Annotated in this window: 11 protein-coding genes; 7 read left to right on the forward strand and 4 right to left on the reverse strand. The window is 31.8% G+C overall.

Features of this window, described 5'->3' with window-relative positions; all coding sequences use genetic code 11:
* Positions 1-126: 126 nt before the first annotated feature.
* The gene (locus tag EM932_RS10830) at positions 127-1,362 is read right to left on the reverse strand and encodes a 3-deoxy-D-manno-octulosonic acid transferase (protein ID WP_135877207.1); all 1,236 of its coding nucleotides are present in this window, start codon (positions 1,360-1,362) and stop codon (positions 127-129) included.
* A 127-nt stretch (positions 1,363-1,489) separates the two neighbouring features.
* On the opposite strand from EM932_RS10830, the gene EM932_RS10835 reads away from it, so the two are divergent.
* Together EM932_RS10835 and galE are read left to right on the forward strand one after the other, a co-directional pair.
* A complete protein-coding gene (locus EM932_RS10835; RefSeq protein ID WP_135877208.1) occupies positions 1,490-2,647 on the forward strand; it encodes a DegT/DnrJ/EryC1/StrS family aminotransferase in 1,158 nt (385 codons plus the stop codon).
* Positions 2,640-3,662 carry a UDP-glucose 4-epimerase GalE gene (gene galE / locus EM932_RS10840; protein WP_135877209.1) on the forward strand — a complete coding sequence of 341 codons (1,023 nt, stop codon included), beginning with the start codon at positions 2,640-2,642 and terminating at the stop codon, positions 3,660-3,662. Before EM932_RS10835 ends, galE begins: the two co-directional genes overlap by 8 nt.
* Here the strand turns inward: galE and EM932_RS10845 are convergent.
* The 3 genes from EM932_RS10845 to EM932_RS10855 all read right to left on the reverse strand — a co-directional run bounded on the left by EM932_RS10845 (position 3,659) and on the right by EM932_RS10855 (position 6,815).
* Positions 3,659-4,777 (reverse strand): sensor histidine kinase, encoded by a 1,119-nt coding sequence (locus tag EM932_RS10845; protein WP_170179774.1) that lies wholly within the window; start codon positions 4,775-4,777, stop codon positions 3,659-3,661. The genes galE and EM932_RS10845 overlap by 4 nt on opposite strands.
* Before the next feature lie 136 nt (positions 4,778-4,913).
* Positions 4,914-6,029, reverse strand: a complete 1,116-nt coding sequence (locus EM932_RS10850; protein ID WP_135877211.1) for a sensor histidine kinase — start codon at positions 6,027-6,029, stop codon at positions 4,914-4,916.
* 3 nt (positions 6,030-6,032) lie between these two features.
* A complete protein-coding gene (locus tag EM932_RS10855) occupies positions 6,033-6,815 on the reverse strand; it encodes a LytR/AlgR family response regulator transcription factor (RefSeq protein ID WP_246041025.1) in 783 nt (260 codons plus the stop codon).
* Positions 6,816-7,349: 534 nt separating this feature from the next.
* Here EM932_RS10855 and EM932_RS10860 point away from each other — a divergent pair.
* The 5 genes from EM932_RS10860 to EM932_RS10880 all read left to right on the forward strand — a co-directional run bounded on the left by EM932_RS10860 (position 7,350) and on the right by EM932_RS10880 (position 18,645).
* The gene (locus EM932_RS10860; protein WP_135877212.1) at positions 7,350-10,544 is read left to right on the forward strand and encodes a SusC/RagA family TonB-linked outer membrane protein; all 3,195 of its coding nucleotides are present in this window, start codon (positions 7,350-7,352) and stop codon (positions 10,542-10,544) included.
* Between the two features lie 10 nt (positions 10,545-10,554).
* Positions 10,555-12,249 carry a SusD/RagB family nutrient-binding outer membrane lipoprotein gene (locus EM932_RS10865; RefSeq protein ID WP_135877213.1) on the forward strand — a complete coding sequence of 565 codons (1,695 nt, stop codon included), beginning with the start codon at positions 10,555-10,557 and terminating at the stop codon, positions 12,247-12,249.
* A gap of 12 nt (positions 12,250-12,261) precedes the next feature.
* Positions 12,262-13,155 (forward strand): hypothetical protein, encoded by an 894-nt coding sequence (locus EM932_RS10870; RefSeq protein WP_135877214.1) that lies wholly within the window; start codon positions 12,262-12,264, stop codon positions 13,153-13,155.
* Positions 13,156-13,756: 601 nt separating this feature from the next.
* Entirely contained in the window at positions 13,757-15,241 is a 1,485-nt protein-coding gene (locus EM932_RS10875) for a helix-turn-helix domain-containing protein (RefSeq protein ID WP_170179775.1), read from the forward strand.
* A 263-nt stretch (positions 15,242-15,504) separates the two neighbouring features.
* On the forward strand, positions 15,505-18,645 hold the full coding sequence (locus EM932_RS10880) for a SusC/RagA family TonB-linked outer membrane protein (protein ID WP_135877216.1): 3,141 nt from the start codon (positions 15,505-15,507) through the stop codon (positions 18,643-18,645).
* Positions 18,646-18,663 lie beyond the last annotated feature (18 nt).

An 18,663-nucleotide genomic window follows, 5' to 3' on the forward strand; every position in this document is an offset into this window, starting at 1 on the left:
AATTATTTGAGTGTTAAAATACTGATTACTAATCAGGTATTAAAACGTTAGTCACGAATTTAATAACTTTTAGTATATTCTAAGAATATTATGTTAATTTTTTTAACGATTATTCTACGAAATACATTATATACGCAGATAATCTATTATTTGGATGACGGCACCTTTATTTTTTTGAATATAATCACTACAATTTTTCCCACAAGACAAACGTTTTTCCTTGTTTTGAATCAATTCGTTTAAAATATTATTGAACGCTTCCTGATTCGAAATAGAGAACATACCATTGATGTTTATCATGGCATTAGCCTCGGGAAATTTTTGATGATTAGGGCCAATAATAATAGGTATTCCAAATACAGCAGGTTCTAGAGTGTTATGTAGGCCAGTATGTCCCATAGCACCACCTACATAGGCAATATTTGCATAACTGTAGACTTTAGAGAGTATTCCAATAGTGTCTATTATAAAAACCTGAGCACTAGCCAGTTGTTTGTCTTCCTTTTTAGAATACAGAACAGATGTAACGTTTAGCTTTTCCTGGATGTTATTTATTTGAGAAGTCTTTATGTTATGGGGAGCAATAATAAATTTTACGTTTTTATGATTGCTGGAATTAATATAATCAATCAGTAAGTTTTCATCTTCAGGCCAAGTACTGCCTGCGACTACGCATAATTTATCGTCTTTAAAAGTTTCAATAAAAAGTAAGTTGTTGTTTAATTCTAATTGACTAAAAACACGATCAAAACGAGTATCCCCACTAACGGTCACATCGTTATAGTTTATCGATTCCAGCAATGCTTTTGAAACTTCATTCTGAGTAAAAATATGTTCGAAAGTAAACAAAGCACGTCTCAATACTTTACCATAGAATTTAAAATAAGATTGGTTTTTTCTAAAGGCTGCTGAAATTAAAATAGCACGACACTTTCTTTTTTTTAATTCATTTAAAAAATTAGGCCAAATATCATACTTAACAAAAACACTAAGTTCAGGATTAAGAAGATTTACAAATCGTTTTGAAAGTCTTTTACTATCTAATGGTAAATAAACAACGATATCTGCTATTGGTGAGTTTTTACGAATTTCGTAACCAGAAGGAGAGAAAAAGCTAAGGACAATTTTGTGTTGTTTATAGTGTTTTCTTAATTCTTTGAAAACAGGAAGCCCCTGCTCATACTCACCTAAAGAAGCACAGTGAAACCATAAAGTTTTATCACCGAAATTTAAATGGCTTTCAAGAACTTTAAAAGTGTTTTGTCGACCAACAACTCCTTTTTTAATTTTTTTATTAAATAAGGAGGCGCATTTTAATCCAAAATGTACTACACCAATGCCTATATTGTAAATAAAACCCAATTCTTTTCTTTGGCGCTAAAATACATTTCTTTGAAATAAATTCATTGGTTAGCGTAAAGGAATTTTGTAATTTTGTATACTGTAGCCCTCAATGGGTATTCATTAAAATTAGTCTTAATTTTTTTAGATGAAGAAAATTCAAATGGTTGACCTTAAAGGTCAGTATAATGGCATAAAAGATGTCGTTAATCATTCTATTCAAGAAGTTATAGAAAACACCTCATTCATAAATGGACCTAAAGTTCATGAGTTTCAAAAGAATTTAGAGCAATATTTAGGAGTTAAGCATGCTATTCCTTGTGCTAATGGTACAGATGCATTACAAATAGCCATGATGGGGTTGGGTTTAAAGCCAGGAGATGAGGTCATTACTGCTGATTTTACTTTTGCCGCCACTGTAGAGGTAATAGCATTGTTACAATTAACGCCGGTTTTGGTAGATGTTAATGAGGATGACTTTAATATAAATATTGAGGCTGTAAAAAAGGCCATTACACCAAGAACGAAGGCCATTGTACCTGTGCATTTATTTGGTCAGTGTGCTAATATGGAAGCGATCATGCAGATTGCTAAAGCGCATAATTTATTTGTAATTGAAGACAATGCTCAAGCTATAGGTGCATCTTATACATATAAAAATGGTAATAAAATCAAAGCAGGAGCTATTGGTCATGTAGCTTCTACGTCCTTTTTCCCATCTAAAAATTTAGGATGCTATGGAGATGGTGGTGCTATTTTTACAAATGATGACAATTTAGCTCATACTATTAGAGGCATCGTAAATCATGGAATGTACGAGCGTTACCATCATGATGTGGTAGGAGTAAATTCACGTTTAGATAGCATTCAAGCAGCGGTTTTAGATGCTAAACTACCGCATTTGGATAATTATAATAAAGCACGACAAAATGCTGCTAAAAAATATAGTAAAGCATTTGAAGACTATGAAAATATTATTGTTCCAAAAATATCAAATGACTGTTCTGAGATTTGTGATACTTCATGCGATTGTCACGTTTTTCATCAATATACACTTAAAATAAAAGACATTGATAGAGACGCCCTGGTAAAATATTTAAATGAACATAATATACCTTGTGGTGTGTATTATCCAATACCACTTCATAATCAAAAAGCATATAGAGACGAAAGGTATAATGAAGACGATTTTAAAGTAACAAATCAATTAGTTAAAGAAGTTATTTCGTTACCAATGCATACCGAATTAGACGACGAACAAATAGCATATATTACATCAACAATTATTAAATTTATAAATGGATAAAATATTAGTTACTGGCGGATTAGGGTTTATAGGATCACATACCGTTGTTGAATTACAAAATGAAGGTTATGAGGTTGTTATAATTGACGATTTATCAAACTCTTCGGAAAAAGTGTTAGATGGAATAACTGCAATAACTGGTAAAACGCCTATTTTTGAAAAGTTAGATCTTAAAGAAAAAGAGAAAGTAAAAAGTTTTTTTAAGAAGCACAATGATGTAAAAGGGGTGATTCATTTTGCTGCAAGTAAAGCTGTAGGGGAAAGTGTAAAAGAACCATTGTTATACTATGAGAACAATATTAGTACGTTAGTTTATATTCTTAAAGAATTGCAAAAACTACCTTCTGCTGGATTTATTTTTAGTTCATCTTGTACGGTTTATGGACAAGCCGATGAGTTACCAATTACCGAAAATGCTCCTGTGAAGCAAGCAGAATCTCCTTATGGAAATACAAAACAAATAGGAGAAGAAATAATTAAGGATACTTGTAAAGTGTCACCAAATTTAAAAGCGATTGCTTTACGTTATTTTAACCCAGTAGGAGCACATGAATCTGTTAATATTGGAGAGCTTCCAATTGGTGTGCCTCAAAATTTAGTTCCTTTTATTACACAAACAGCTATTGGGTTACGTCAGGAATTATCTGTTTTTGGAGATGATTATCCAACACCAGATGGTACCTGTGTTCGAGATTATATTCACGTAGTTGATTTAGCAAAAGCACATGTTGTTGCATTAGAACGTTTACTCCAAAACAAGAACAAATCTAATTATGAAACATTTAATTTAGGAACTGGAAAAGGGAGTTCAGTATTAGAAGTAGTACAGTCTTTTGAACGTGTTTCTGGAGTAAAACTAAACTATAAAATTGTAGGTAGAAGAGAAGGGGATATAATCTCAGCTTATGCAGATACCAATAAAGCTAATGATGAATTAGGATGGAAAACCAAATTATCTTTAGATGATGCTATGCGTTCAGCATGGGCATGGGAACAAAAAGTTAGAGGACATTAAAGATCGTTTTCAATTTTTGATATAGATAGCTGTACAGGGAATGTTATTGAAGTAACAACATGATTGTTTTTATTAAACATTTCGAATTGATGGTTTTCTTCGTAAAGTGTTTGCAATCGATCTTTGATATTGGATAGCCCATGTCCTTTTTTCAATAAACTTGATAGGTTACTGTCGAGTTTTTTTCCGTTATTTTCTATTATAATAAATAAGGTGTCGAGTTTTTTATAAATGTTTACAAATACCTCTAATATTATATGCTCCTCACTATATCCATGCTTTATGGCGTTTTCTACTATGGGTTGAATTAACATATTAGGAATTAGGATATTATCTAATCCAGTTTCAATGTTTATATGAAATTTTAAGTTATCAGAAAACCTCATTTCATTAATATGAATGTATTTTTTAAGAATAAATAATTCCTCCTGAAATTCTATGAGGTTCTGGTCTTTTTTATCTAAAACATTTCTTAACAAATCACTTAAACTTATAACCATATCTTTCGACTTTGAAGAGTCAATATCCATTAGGGAATAGACACTATTTAAAGTGTTAAAAAGGAAATGTGGGTGAATTTGAGATTGTAAAAATTTTAATTTTGTATCAGAAAGTTGAGCCTGTAAACGGGCGGTCTGAATTTTGTTTTCTTGAATTTTTTTAAAATAAAAGTATAGATATATAATGCCCAGAATAAGAAAGTATAAGGTATAATAATACTTAATATGTAAAACATATCTAGAAATATAAAAATCGGTAAACTCAAGAGATTTTAAGCTTTTTTCTCTTATAATTTCTGGAATATGGTAAATAGTCCAGGTAAACTGAGGTAACGTGATAGGGATTATTAAATGAAATATAGAGACAATCCAAATCGAGGTCCTTTTTTTTATAAAAAAGTTGACAATGACAGATACTATAACCATGTAGATAATTACGCCTATAAATTCTGCTAATTTGCCAAATATTTCTTCACCTTGTAGATCATAGTTTAACTTGAGGACTCCTCTTTTTGTAATAAACGAGCGTTGAAATACATCATATAAATTTAGGGTTAACTGTACTATTACTATTATTAAAATTAGTTTTAAATCGGTGTATTTTTTAAAAAACATTGTCATGATTTAAAACATTTGATTATAATATAAATGAACACATACAAATAAATTACTTAAATATACTTTATAAAAATATGAGAGAATTAAATTTAATTTGAATTAAATGACTTACACAATATCTATAAAAGGAGTCTTAAAAACCTTTTTCGATTTGAGATATAGACAGTTTAATCGGGATATTTACTTCGGTAATTACACTATTTGATTTGTTATAAATTTTTAATTTATAATCATTGTTATAAAGAGAGTCTAGTCTTTCTTTTATGTTATTAAGACCAGTCCCTTTTTTTAACAGAACAGAAAGTTTATCTTTCAATTCTTTGCCATTATTTTTAATCTTCACTATAAGCTTATCATTTTTTCTAAAAATGCTTATAGTTATGTCGAGTGATAAATGTTCTTTATCATAACCATGTTTTGTAGAGTTTTCTACAATTGGTTGTAATAACATATTGGGAACCAAAACATTTTCTAAGCCCTCTTCAATATTGAGATGAATATTTAATTGATCGGAAAAGCGAGCCTTTTTAATATGAATATATTTTTTAAGTATTTCTAATTCTTCTTGTAATTCAATTAGGTTTTGGTCTTTTTTTTCTAAAACATTTCTTAATAAATCACTTAGATCGACTACTATGCTTTTAGATTTTGCAATGTTTATGTCCATTAAGGAATGAATACCATTTAAGGTATTGAATAAAAAATGTGGGTGCATTTGAGATTGTAAAAACTTCAAATGCGTTTTTGAAAGTTGATCCTGTAGTTTTATGGTTTGTATTTTACTTTCTTGAATTTTCTGAAAGTAATAATACATATATATCATGGTTACTAAGGACATATAAATTAAGAAATGTAAATCTATAAGTCTTATATAAGATGTAAATAAACTGGCAATAGAGTTTTCTTTCATTGGCCAGGGACTTTTAAGGTGTTCCACAATTTGTGACAAGCCAATTGTAAAAGCACCAATAAAAAATGAAAAAAATAAATGTATAGATATAATATAAATTAATTTTGTTTTTTTCTGCATCAAAAGCTTGGTAGTAAAAGCTATAAACATCATGAAAATGACAATAATCACCCAGTCTAATAAATTTGCAAAAATAAATTCACCCCAATCTATCTGTCTTTTAGAATAGATTCTTAAATAAGCATTCTTAGAAGCATAAATAACCACAAATATGAAATAGAACAAAGATAAAATGCCTATAAGTTTTAAATCTAAATATGGTTTTACCCTTTTAATCATAAATTAAATCCCCATTTTTTTCTGAAACTCTTTTTTATAAGTCTTACTAATTCTAAATAATTTTTCATCCTGCATTTTTACATCAATTTCACCATAGTTTGAGTATAGTACTTCAGAAATAAAGGAAGTGTTTATAATTGTAGATCTGTGAATTCTGGCAAAATTATAAGGTTTTAATTGATCCAATAAAGAGTTTAGGGATTCTCGTAAAAGAAATTTTTTGTGTTCAGTAAAAATCTCAGCATAATATCCTGAAGCTTGTATATACTTAATATTATTTTTTTCAATAAAAGAAATTTTTCCGTTAGCCCTTATGGCCAGTTTGGTCTTTTTTGTTTCTGGGAAATCTTCGTTAGGATTTTCAATATAGCGGAGTAAATCACTTATTTTTCTATTTAATATATTCGATTTGTTAGAAGTAAGTAACTCAATGACTTTATTTGTAGATTGAAAAAAGCGTTCATCTTTAAAGGGCTTCAATAAATAGTCAAAAGCAAAAAAATCAAAAGCTTTAAGAGCAAACTCATCAAAAGCAGTAATAAAAATGATTAAGGGTCTGGTTAAAGGATCTATTTGTTTTAAAACATCAAACCCTGTCATGTCCGTTATTTGAATATCAAGAAATATCAAGTCAGGTTTTTTATTAGAGATGGCATTTATAGCCTCTTTACCTGAACTACACTCTTCAAGTACTTCAATTTCTTTTATATCACTTAACAAATTTGAGATTCTTTTTCTTGCTAAGCTTTCATCATCAATAATTAAAGCTTTAATAAGATTACTCATAGGGATTAATTTGGTATCCTAAAACTACTACAAAAAAATGACTTAAAATGACGTACAGATAATGTTCACTGCATAAAATGATAATTTCAAATCATAATAAATTTATTACAATTCAATAAAGAGGCTGTTTAAATCAATTTTTAATGGTTTCATAAATAGTAGGCTTTCATTCTATAAATATGATGATAATATTGATTTATGAATGTAATTTAATGATTTTTAAGTGTTTATGTATTATATCGAATAATTGTTTAAGAAAGCTAAATAAGCTATGTAATCATTTACCGTCAAAATAAGCCATGTGAATTCAATAAATAACCACTTCAAATCAAAGTTAGGTAAAAGACACTATTAAAGTTCTTCTTTTACTAGTGCAATTGTAAAGGTAAGGCAGTAAAAGAGCTTTACAAAAAACCAGAGTTGCACTAAACTTTGGATTCATTTATGTAATTTTTTTGAATTAGTCTTTAAAAAATATTCTTTTCTGCCTTCCTTTCTTACAATCTGCATTGACTAACTCATAAAATAAATAAAATGAAAAAAAAGTTTAGTGGATTACTAACGCTATTACTAGCGTTTGTCGTGCAATTATCTTTTGCACAAGAAAAAACGATATCGGGTACAATATCCGATATTTCTGGTCTGCCACTTCCTGGGGCAACAGTCCTTATTAAAGGAACCACATCTGGAACGTCTTCAGATTTTGACGGTAAATATTCAATAAAAGCAAGTCAAGGAGCTGTTCTTGTGTTTAGTTTTGTTGGGTATACAAGTACCGAAGCTACCGTTAATGCTTCCAATACAATTAACGTGACATTGGAACAGGACGCAACAGCACTAGAAGAAGTGGTAGTCACTGCTTTTGGTATTAAAAGAAATGCTAAAAACTTAGGATACGCTGTAAGTCAGGTAGAATCTAAGGAAGTTATTGAAAACTCAGAGCCAGATTTATTAAGATCCTTATCAGGAAAGGTTGCTGGTGTTAATGTGAATTTCTCTAATGGTGTAGCAGGAGCTTCAAACCAAATTAGTATTAGAGGTCAAACGACTATAGGGGGAGCCAGTCAACCGCTGTTTATTGTTGATGGTATTGCTTACGACAACCGACAAGTTACAACAGTAGAATTACAACCACCAAGCGGGTTTAGCACTGGAGGTGGAGGATATGAGTCTGGTATTTCCAGTTTAGATCCTAATAATATAGAAACCGTAACAGTATTAAAAAGTACAGCTGCAGCAGCATTATATGGTTCTAGAGCAACAAATGGTGTCATCGTTATTACTACAAAATCAGGTTCATCACTCAATAAAGATGCTAATAATAAATTAAGCGTTAATATTAGTAGTGGAACGTATTTTGAAAAAATTGCAAACTTACCAGACTATCAGAACAAGTATGGACAAGGTACACAGTTTAAATTTAATGCAGGTTCTAACGGGTCATGGGGACCAGCTTTTGATACTTTGGAAACTATCCCAGTTTGGAATAGCTGGGTAACGGCTTTTCCAGATGTTTATGGACCTGGTTTAATAGAAACACTTCCCTATGAGGCACAGCCAAATAATGTTGAAGATTTATTTGAAACAGGAATTGTTTTAGATAACTCAATAACAGCTTCCTCTAACAGCGAAAAAGGAAGTTTTAGTGTAACACTTTCAGATTTACAACAAAAAGGTTATATGCCTTTTAATACTTATGAAAGAACGTCTTTTTCTGCTGGGGGTAATTTTAAGCTTCCAAATAACATAACCGTTGGTGGTTCTATTGCTTATTCAGATACTGATCAGGTAGGAGGTTTTTTTGGTAATCAGCAGTTTGCGGGATCGTCATCTTCTTTTGCAAGATCATTATGGTTAGGACGTACTTGGGATTTATCGATTCCTTTTACCAATCCAACTACTGGAGGTTCTGTTATTCCAAATACAGGATGGGATCATCCGCTTTGGTCTTGGAAAAATGACCAAATTATAACCAATACGAATAGAGTCGTTACAAATTTAAATATTGGGGTACCAATTAATGAGCATATTTCAGCATCGTTTAGAGTAGGCTACAATAAATATAATTTAAATAGAAGAGAGATTAGGCATCCAGCATCTATAGCTTCAGCTTTAACAGGCGGGACACTTATAACAGATGGTGCTGTTAATGAAGATTTAGAGTCTACTCTTTTGTTGAATTTTAATTATGATTTAACAGATAATATTGGTTTATCTGCTATAGCTGGATTAAACACCTATCAAAATACTTTTAAACGAGATGCGAATTTAGGAACCACATTTATTTCTCCAAATATTTATACACTTGCGAATACAATTACAACATCTAATTTAGCTGATTCTTATGAAAGAAAACGTAATGTTGGAGTTTTTGCAGATTTAACACTATCATATAAGGATTTTCTATTTTTAAATGGTACAGGGAGAAATGATTGGTCTTCTACTTTACCGTTAGATAATCGATCTTACTTTTATCCTTCAGCCAGTTTATCATTAATTGTTACTGAAGCGCTTAAATTAGATAGTAACGTACTAACATTTGCTAAACTAAGAGGAGGTTGGGCGTCTGTTGGTAATGATGCCGCTGCTGAGTTTTTAAATACAACATTTGCATTAGGAGTGCCTTTTGCAGCAATTCCTGTAGTTGGAAATAGAGTAGGTCTAGGTGATCAAGAAATTACTCCAGAATTTACAGATGAAATTGAAATTGGAGCCGACTTAGAGTTCTTTAAAAGGCGTATAGCTATTGATTTTACATGGTATAAAAAAACAACGACCGATTTAATTTCTCCTGTATCTGTACCTCGATCTAGTGGTTTTACATCATTTAATACCAATATTGGTGAAATGACAAATACGGGTGTAGAAATTGGATTAACATTGTTACCTATTCAAACAAATAATTTCACATGGAATATATTTACCACATTCACAAAAAACACCAATGAGGTAACCGAATTGGTAGAAGGCCTTGAAAGAATTAGGTTAGATGGTAACCAAATTGCATATGCTATTAAAGGACAGCCTTTTGGTGTCTTTTTTGGGTCACAGCACCTTAGAGATGATGAAGGGAATTATATCATCGATCAGTCTACGGGATGGATATTTCAAGACCCTGTCAGTGACATTATTGGTGATCCTACTCCAGATTTTAAAATAGGCTTTATCAATACATTTACCTATAAAAGTTTCAGCTTACGTGCTCAGGTTGATTGGAGAGAAGGAGGCGATATACAATCTATAAGTATAGGATCCCTTTTAGGAAGAGGAGTTACCAGAGATACTGAAGATAGAGAACGTACACATGTTATTCCAGGTTTTTATGGCGATGTAAATGGAAATTATATACTGGATTCAAGTGGAAATAGAATACCAAATACAACACAGATTGATACTAACGATTTGTATTTCACAGGCGGTGGCCCTAGTAATACTTGGGGGATAAACTCAACAGATCAAGGGACTGTTTATGATGGTACAGTCTATCGTTTAAGAGAATTAAGTTTAACGTATGATGTGCCATCAAAATGGTTAGATAAAACACCTTTTGGCAAAGTTTCATTTAGTGCGGTAGGTAACAATTTATGGTATTTTGCACCAAATGTTCCGAGATATACTAATTACGATCCTGAAGTGACTTCTTTCGGTTCTGGTAGAGTTCAAGGTATTGAAAACTCTTCAGCACCAACTTCAAAACGCTATGGATTTAAAATCAACTTAACTTTTTAAATAAAAGAAAATGAAAAATATAAAATTTAAAAGGTATCACATATTAATGGTCTTTATGGTGACTGTATTCATTTTTGGATGTAGTGAATATTTGGATGTTGATACAGATACAGATAACCCAACGGTAGCACCAATTAACCAGTTGCTACCTAATATAGAAATAACAGTGGCATTAATTGCCGATTGGAATAACTTTAGTGGAGAAGTTCTTGGAACACAAACACATCAAGGGGTTTCAAGAAGTGAACAAGATCAATATGGAACAAAAGCCGATAACATAGCTCTTAATAATGATTGGAATAATGTTTATTTGTCTCTAACAGATTTAGAAACATTAATTACTCAAGCAGATACAGAGGGAGCTACAGTTTATAAAGGCATAGGCGAATTACTAAAAGCCTATATGATGTCGGTTGCAGTAGATTTGTGGGGAGACGTGCCTTACACTGAAGCTACTTTATTAATAGAGGGTACAGTTAGTCCAGTTTTTGATAGTTCAGAATCAGTATATCAAGCCGTTTTTGATTTAATTGACAGCGCTAAGACAAATTTAAACAATCCAGCAGGTTTGCTTCCTGGAGCAGACGATTTTTATTATGCAGGTTCAGCAATTCAATGGATTAAGTTTGCTAATACACTTAAGTTGAAATTATTAAACCAAATACGCTTATCATCTTCCCCTTTGTTTAGTCAATCAGCATTGGATGCATTGGTTGCAGAAAACAATTTTTTCACTACGAATGCAGACGATTTTCAATTTACTCATACCGCCACAGTGTCACCTCAGGATGAACGTAACCAATTATTTCAAGCTGCTTATGGTGGCGCTCAAGTAGACCATTATGTTAGCCCTTGGTTCTATGAAATTTTAATGGGGATGAACCCTAATATTCATACTAATAATAAAGATCCTAGAATACCATATTATTGGGCTAACCAACTAACAGCAGGGCAGTTTCCCAGAGATCAATCAGACCCTATTTCTGGAGATCCTAGAGCCGATTATTGGGATGCTTCTACAGGTTTCTTTACAATCCGTTTTAGTAGTGTAGGACCTTGGAGAGATGGTGCTGTTGCTAATGATGCTACTTTTCCTGGAATTTTTCCTTGTGGCGGTAGATATGATGATGGTTTAGGTTTTGCTAGAACCGTTGCGAGTGGTACTGGAGTAGCACCAAGGAGAATACTTACTTATGATGAGTTTTTATACATCCAGGCAGAGTTAATGCAAGTTGGATTAATTGCTGGTGACCCTGCTGCTAAGCTAACCGAAGCTGTTACTGCAAGTTTTGCTAAGGTAGATCAAGTGGTAGCTGGTACTGGAACAACTCAAACAGTTCCCGTTTTAAGTGGTACCACTGCAGTTACGGATTTCATAGCTAATATTGATGCAGAATTTGCTGCTGCAAGCGCAGAAAAACAGCTAGAAATAATCATGACACAAAAATGGGTGGCTACTTATGGCGATCAGATGGATCAATATAATGATTATAGAAGAACAGGATATCCCGTATTGGCAGATCCTGACGCAACAAATGAATATCAACTAGACAATGGTGATGGTTTTCCTTTGCTAGACACGGATACGGCATTAAATAACCCATTTAATAGAACCTTCTTTTGGCCAGATAATGAGTTGAATCTTAATGAAAATGCTCCAGCTCAAAAAACTTTGGCAACTTATAGAGTGTTTTGGGATAATTAAAAAACATAAAAAATGAAAAACATAAAATTTTTATTACTTATAACAACAATTATTATCGCTAGTTTTTCTTGTGATAATGATGGTGGGGATTCAGCGCTTGTTTTAGAAACTGGTGCTGTTCCGAATTTCGTTAAAGATGCTGCATCAGACCAGATATTCGATCTTACCAAAATATTAAATGGTACAGCAGTAAATCTAGCTTTTAATGCATCGGTGGCACAAGGAACTCCTAGTACGGCAGATATAATTGCTACATATTCTACGTTGGCAGGACCAACGTATACAAGTGTATTATTTACTAATGTAACGTTACCAGGAGACTTTTCGTTAAGCACTAGTGATGTTATTGATGCTTTTGCAGAATTAAATAGCACTAATGACTTTAAACTTGGTGATGTTTTAACAGTATCTACTAGGTTTACCATGTCAGATGGACGTGTTTTGAGCCTATTAAATGACGATGGGACAGATAATACTGGTACTACAGTTAGTAATTCTGGATTATTTACAGCAAAAATAAGTTATCCAGTTTCTTGTCCTACAATGTTAGAAGGTAACTATATAAGTACTGTAATAGCGTCAAGCCTTCCAATTGCAGGTAATTTTAGAAGTCCGCAACCAGTTACAATAACACAGCCTGCAGCTGGAACCTATAACTTAAGTGATGGTACGGCAGATATTTTTGGACCAGATTTCCCTGTTGCTCTTGAGTTTACAGATGTTTGTGGGACTATTACTGTAACCGAGAATTCTATTCCATTTGGCGCTCAAGTTGCCTGGGTACAAGGTGCAGGAACTAGTTTAGATCAAGATACTGGAGTAATTACGCTCGATTTAACATATACGGCAACCTCATGTTGTGGTTTGGCTGGAATTCAATTTACACTTCAACTAACACCAAATTAATACGTGGTTATTAAAACAGCTATTCAGTAAACCTGTAAAAGACTGCCTAACAGGCAGTCTTTTACTTACCATTGATCTGATTTCGATCTTTTTTAAGATTAATACTAATTATCTTGATTCGATAAAATGAAGTACAAATTGTTAAAAAATAATAATCGATTTTAATAATTAATTATAAAGATAATGCTCGTTTTTTAAGAGAGCTTTCTATGACATACCAAGTTTATATATAATTATTTTGTGGCGAAGTGTTATTGCATTTTAACTGTTTTTGAAAGTTAACATAATCTTGAAAAAGATGATCTTGTCTTTGTGATAAATAAACTGCAAAACCTAATTGTTTTTCAATTTTTTTGTTAAAAATGCCTTCTTATATCTTAATGATTTTTGTATTAAAAAAACTACAAAATAAAGCAATATGAGGTATATTATTATCGGGAGTTACTTTTTTAAGTTTTTTTTAAGAATAATAGACAGCTTTATTTATAATTTCATGGTATGTTAGTTTTGCTGATAAAAAGCATTGTATAACCACTCTCAATCAACCCATTTGATGTCTTATAATTCAAGAATATTTCTTTTTGTTTTATGCTTATTTGTTATGTCTAACAAATTAGTTGCAGCTTCAAAGATAGATGTTGCTCCCGATCTATTTTTAGTGCAACTTGATAGTTTAATAAAACAGAAAAATATCAGTAATGATATGACTCAGTTAGAACTATTAGTACTTTATAATGATGCTTTAATTGAAAAACATCCGGATTCAATCAAAATATTTAAAAATTTAGCAATTTTAAATGCAGATTTAAATCAACCTAAAGATGCTTTAATTTTTACTAAAAAGTATATTAATAATACGTTAGATTTTTCAATTTTAAATAATGGAGCGTATGACGTTATAAGAGATTCCAAAGAGTATAAAGAACTGTCCGAAAATTATTTATTGCAAATGGACTGGCTTACATTTTTGTTTCTATACGTTGCTTTAATTGGCTTTTTTTTCACCATAATCATCAATTTTTCTAAAAAGTCAAATCGGTACGCTAAATTATTTATTAGTGGTTTTGTTGGGGTACATTCGTTGTTTATTTTGGAGTTTGTTCTGTATATATCCAATATTCAGTATAAAGCTCCACACACATATTTGATGGCCTCATCTGTGGCGCTTTTATACGGACCACTACTTTACTTTTATTTTAAGAGTGTCACGTATAATTTTAAATTTAGAAAAATAGATTTATTGCATTTTTTGCCAACACTTGTTTTAATTGTGTTTTTATTTCCAATGTATTCACTCTCCGGTAATGAAAAAATCGAGCTCATGTTGGAATTAAATGATTCATATGATATTTATAACAGATATGTAATATTCTTTTCAAAAGTAGCATCACTTGTTATATATGCTGTTTTAATAGGAAAGCTTCAGTATGGTAACGGTAAAAAAGAAATTAATTCAGAAAATACAAAGCAACCTATTAATAAATGGAAGAAAACCATCTATAGAATACATATTATTTATCTAGTTTCTTATATTATTTATGGCTTACCAGTAAGTGGATTATTGCTCTCTTTTCCATATTTCATCAACTATATACAGGTTAGTATTATGTCTGCTATGGTTGTTTACCTTGCTTATATGGCCTATGTGCAACCAGAAATTTTTAAATATGATTATGCGCTAAAAGATGTTATGTCTTTGGAGAAGTATCAAAAATCAGGACTTACTAATGCATTATCACAAGAACTCAAAGAGAATTTAATTAAGTTATTTATCGAAGAAAAAGTGTATAAAGAAAACAATATTAGTCTTGAAGTATTGTCTCAAAGATTAAATACAACTAGACATAATACGTCTCAAATAATTAACGAACATTTTAATATCAATTTTTTTGAGCTTATAAATAAATTTAGAATTAAAGAAGCTATAAGCATTTTTAAAGAAGATGTTCACGGAAGTCTTAATATTATAGACATTGCCTACGAGGTGGGTTATAATAATAAAGTTACTTTCAATAAAGCATTTAAAAAAGAGACCTCGCAAACACCTTCAGAGTTTATAAATTCTCAACTTAAAAAGGTTGAATAACAAGTAAATGCAAGGTAAATTATCTTCGGTGAAGTAAGGTATTATAAGAGTTGCCATCAAATAATAACTTTATTCTTTTTTTTATTGTTGCAATTGCAAATAAGGTAGGACAGTAAATAGAACTTTACTTAAAACATTTTAGATTCTTCTAAGCTTTAATTTCATAGTAGAGTATAATTTTTTGAATTAGTCACTTAAAAAAACATCTTTACTGCCTACCTTTTTTCAATCTGCTTGACTAATTCAAATAAACATTTAATTTTATGAAAGTAAGAAACTACTATTTAATGTTAGTGTTCTTGATGATTGGTATGGTATCATCTTTTGCACAAGAAAAAATGGTTTCTGGAAGAGTTGTGGATAAAAACAATTTACCACTACCAGGAGCAACAATTTTAATTAAAAACTCCATTAATGGAAGTTCAACAGATTTCGATGGGAATTATTCAATTAAGGTTAATCAAGGAGACATTCTGGTATTTAGTTTTATTGGCTATATAAATCAAGAAATCATAGTAGGGGCATCAAACACCATTAATGTTACTATGCGAAACGATACAACTGCTCTTGAAGAGGTTATTGTGGTTGCATATGGTTCGCAAACAAGAGAATCTATAGTAGGGTCAGTAGGAGTTGTTTCAAGTACTACAATTGAAACGCAACAAGTAACATCTCCATTAAGAGCATTACAAGGTGCTGTACCTGGAGTAAGTTTATTAACAGCAGGCGGTCAACCAGGAAGTAATCCAACTATTAGAATTAGAGGAATATCAAGTGAAAGTTTAGCAAGGGGGCCACTTATTGTTGTAGATGGTGCGCCATTTAATGGTAGTCTTAATACGATAAGCCAGGATCAGATAGAGTCAGTCTCAGTATTAAAAGATGCCTCTTCTTCAGCTTTATACGGTTCAAGAGCTTCTGGGGGAGTTATATTAATTACAACTAAAAAAGGATATATTGACTCAGCTCCAAAAGTGACATTAAGGTCTCAAATAGGACTTTCTAACCCAGCTGTAGGGGTTCACAATTTAACTGAACCAGAAGGTTATTTAAAGCTAACTTGGCAAGCTTTGAAGAATACAAATCAATATGAAAATGGTCAAACTGCTACCGATGCAGCTCAAAATGCAACAAATGGTTTGGTCGATTATTTAGGATATAATCCATATAGTGTTGCAAACCCAATAGATATTAATGGTAATTTGGTAGCAAACGCAAATCTATTATGGAATTCTAACTGGGAAAATGAAATAATTAGAGAAGATTACCTTAGGGTAAATCATAACATTGGTGTCTCTGGGGGTAGCAATAAAACAAGATACTTCATGTCTTTTGATTATTTAAATGAAGATGGCCCGGTAAGACCTTCAGATTTTGAGAGAGTAGCTACAAGATTAAATTTAGAAACTCAGATAAATGATTGGTTTAAAATAGGCCTTAATTCTAGCTTTTCACGCTCTAGTTCAAATAATCCAGATCAAACAAGTGACAATACAACACAAGCAATTTCATGGATTTATGGGGTGTCAAGTATTTATCCCATATACTTACGTGATGCTAATGGAAATTTAATTAGAGATAATGCCGGAGATCGAATTTTCGATTTAGGAAATGGACTTGTTACTGGTCAAGCAGTAAATAGTACAAGACCAGTTTTTAACGATGATAATATTTTGGCAAGTTTAACTTTAGGGAAAGAAAGAAGAGTAAGAACTAATTATTTAGCCAATGTTTTTGCAGAAGTAAATCTTTTTGAAGGTTTAACATTCAAAACGCGATTGAGTTATGAGAATTACCTGTTCGATTCTTTTAGTTTTGATGATGATAAGACAGGTGCCGCAGCTAATGTACAAGGACGTGTATCGCAGAATCGAGATTTAACAACGACTTTAAATGCGATTCAATCTTTAAACTATAAGAAGAGTTTTGGAAATCACCATGTATCTATTGATGCTATAACAGAAGCCTATACAAATACCCAAGATGACTTATTATCTCAAGGTACTGGATTTTTGCCAGGAGTAGATAACTTAGATAGCAGTACGACACCGGAAGGTGTTGGAGGTAATGTTATTACGGAAAGAATTAATAGTTATTTAGGTCGACTTAGCTATAATTTTAATGAAAAGTATTTTGGAGAGTTTTCAATAAGAAGAGATGGGTCTACCCGTTTTCATGAAGACACAAGGTGGGGTAACTTTTTAGCAGGAGGTATGAGCTGGATTGTTTCTAAAGAGCATTTTTTAAGTGAAAATAATGTTCTTACATATTTAAAACTTAGAGGATCTTATGGTGAACTGGGAAACAATAGAACCGCAAACCTTTTTCCTTATCAATCTGTTTTTCAAACAGGTTTTGTTAACCAAAGTAACTCAGGTACTTTGCCTGAAGGTGTAGCCGATGTGAATTTAAGATGGGAAAAAATAGAATCTTTAAATATTGGGGCAGACTTCGAATTATTTAATGGAACCATATCAGGTACTTTAGAATACTATAACAAAGAATCTGTAGATTTAATTTTAGATAAACCATTACCACGATCTTTAGGTGTAAATAAAATTGTTACAAATATTGGGTCTATCAAGAATTTTGGCTGGGAAGCATCGTTACGCTCTATTAATTTCAATACAGAAGATTTTACATGGACTACGGGTATTAACGTGGCACTAAATAAGAACGAGTGGACTAAGTTATCTCAAGATCAAATTATAAATGGGTCTAAACGTTATAGAGTTGGTGGCTCTATTTTCGATTTCTTTATCCCAGAATGGGCTGGTGTAGACCCTGCCGATGGTAAAGGTATGTGGTATAGAGATGTATTAGATGTTGAAGGTAATGTAATTGATAAGGTCACAACAAAGGATTATAGTTCAGATTCCAATACTAGAGCCACTCCATATGATACTGGAAAATCTTCCTTGCCAGATATAGAAGGCGGGTTTACTTCCTTTATCAGATACAAACAGTTTGATTTGAATGTATTGTTCAATTTTAGCTTTGGAGCTTATTTATTAGATTCAGACTATTCATCACTAATAAACCCTTTCCAAAACCCGGGAGCTAGTGCCCATCCAGATAATTTTAATGCATGGCAAAACCCTGGGGATATTAGCGACTTCCCTTTACTATTAGCTAGCAACAATGATCATGCCTCCCGATCAACGCGCTTCTTGTTTAAAAATGATTATATAAGATTGAAAAGTTTAACATTTGGTTACAATCTTCCGCAATCAGTAATTGAAAGAGTAGGATTAAGCAAGTTAAGGTTGTTTTTACAAGCAGATAATATCTTAACCTGGCAATCCCATAAAGGAATTGATCCAGAACAGGCATTTAACGGTGTTGCCAATAGTAGGTCTCCATTATCTAAAACAATAACGTCTGGTATTATTTTAGAATTTTAAAACCAAAAAATTAAAGAA

The sequence above is a fragment of the Flavivirga rizhaonensis genome (assembly GCF_004791695.1).
GTDB lineage: Bacteria > Bacteroidota > Bacteroidia > Flavobacteriales > Flavobacteriaceae > Flavivirga > Flavivirga rizhaonensis.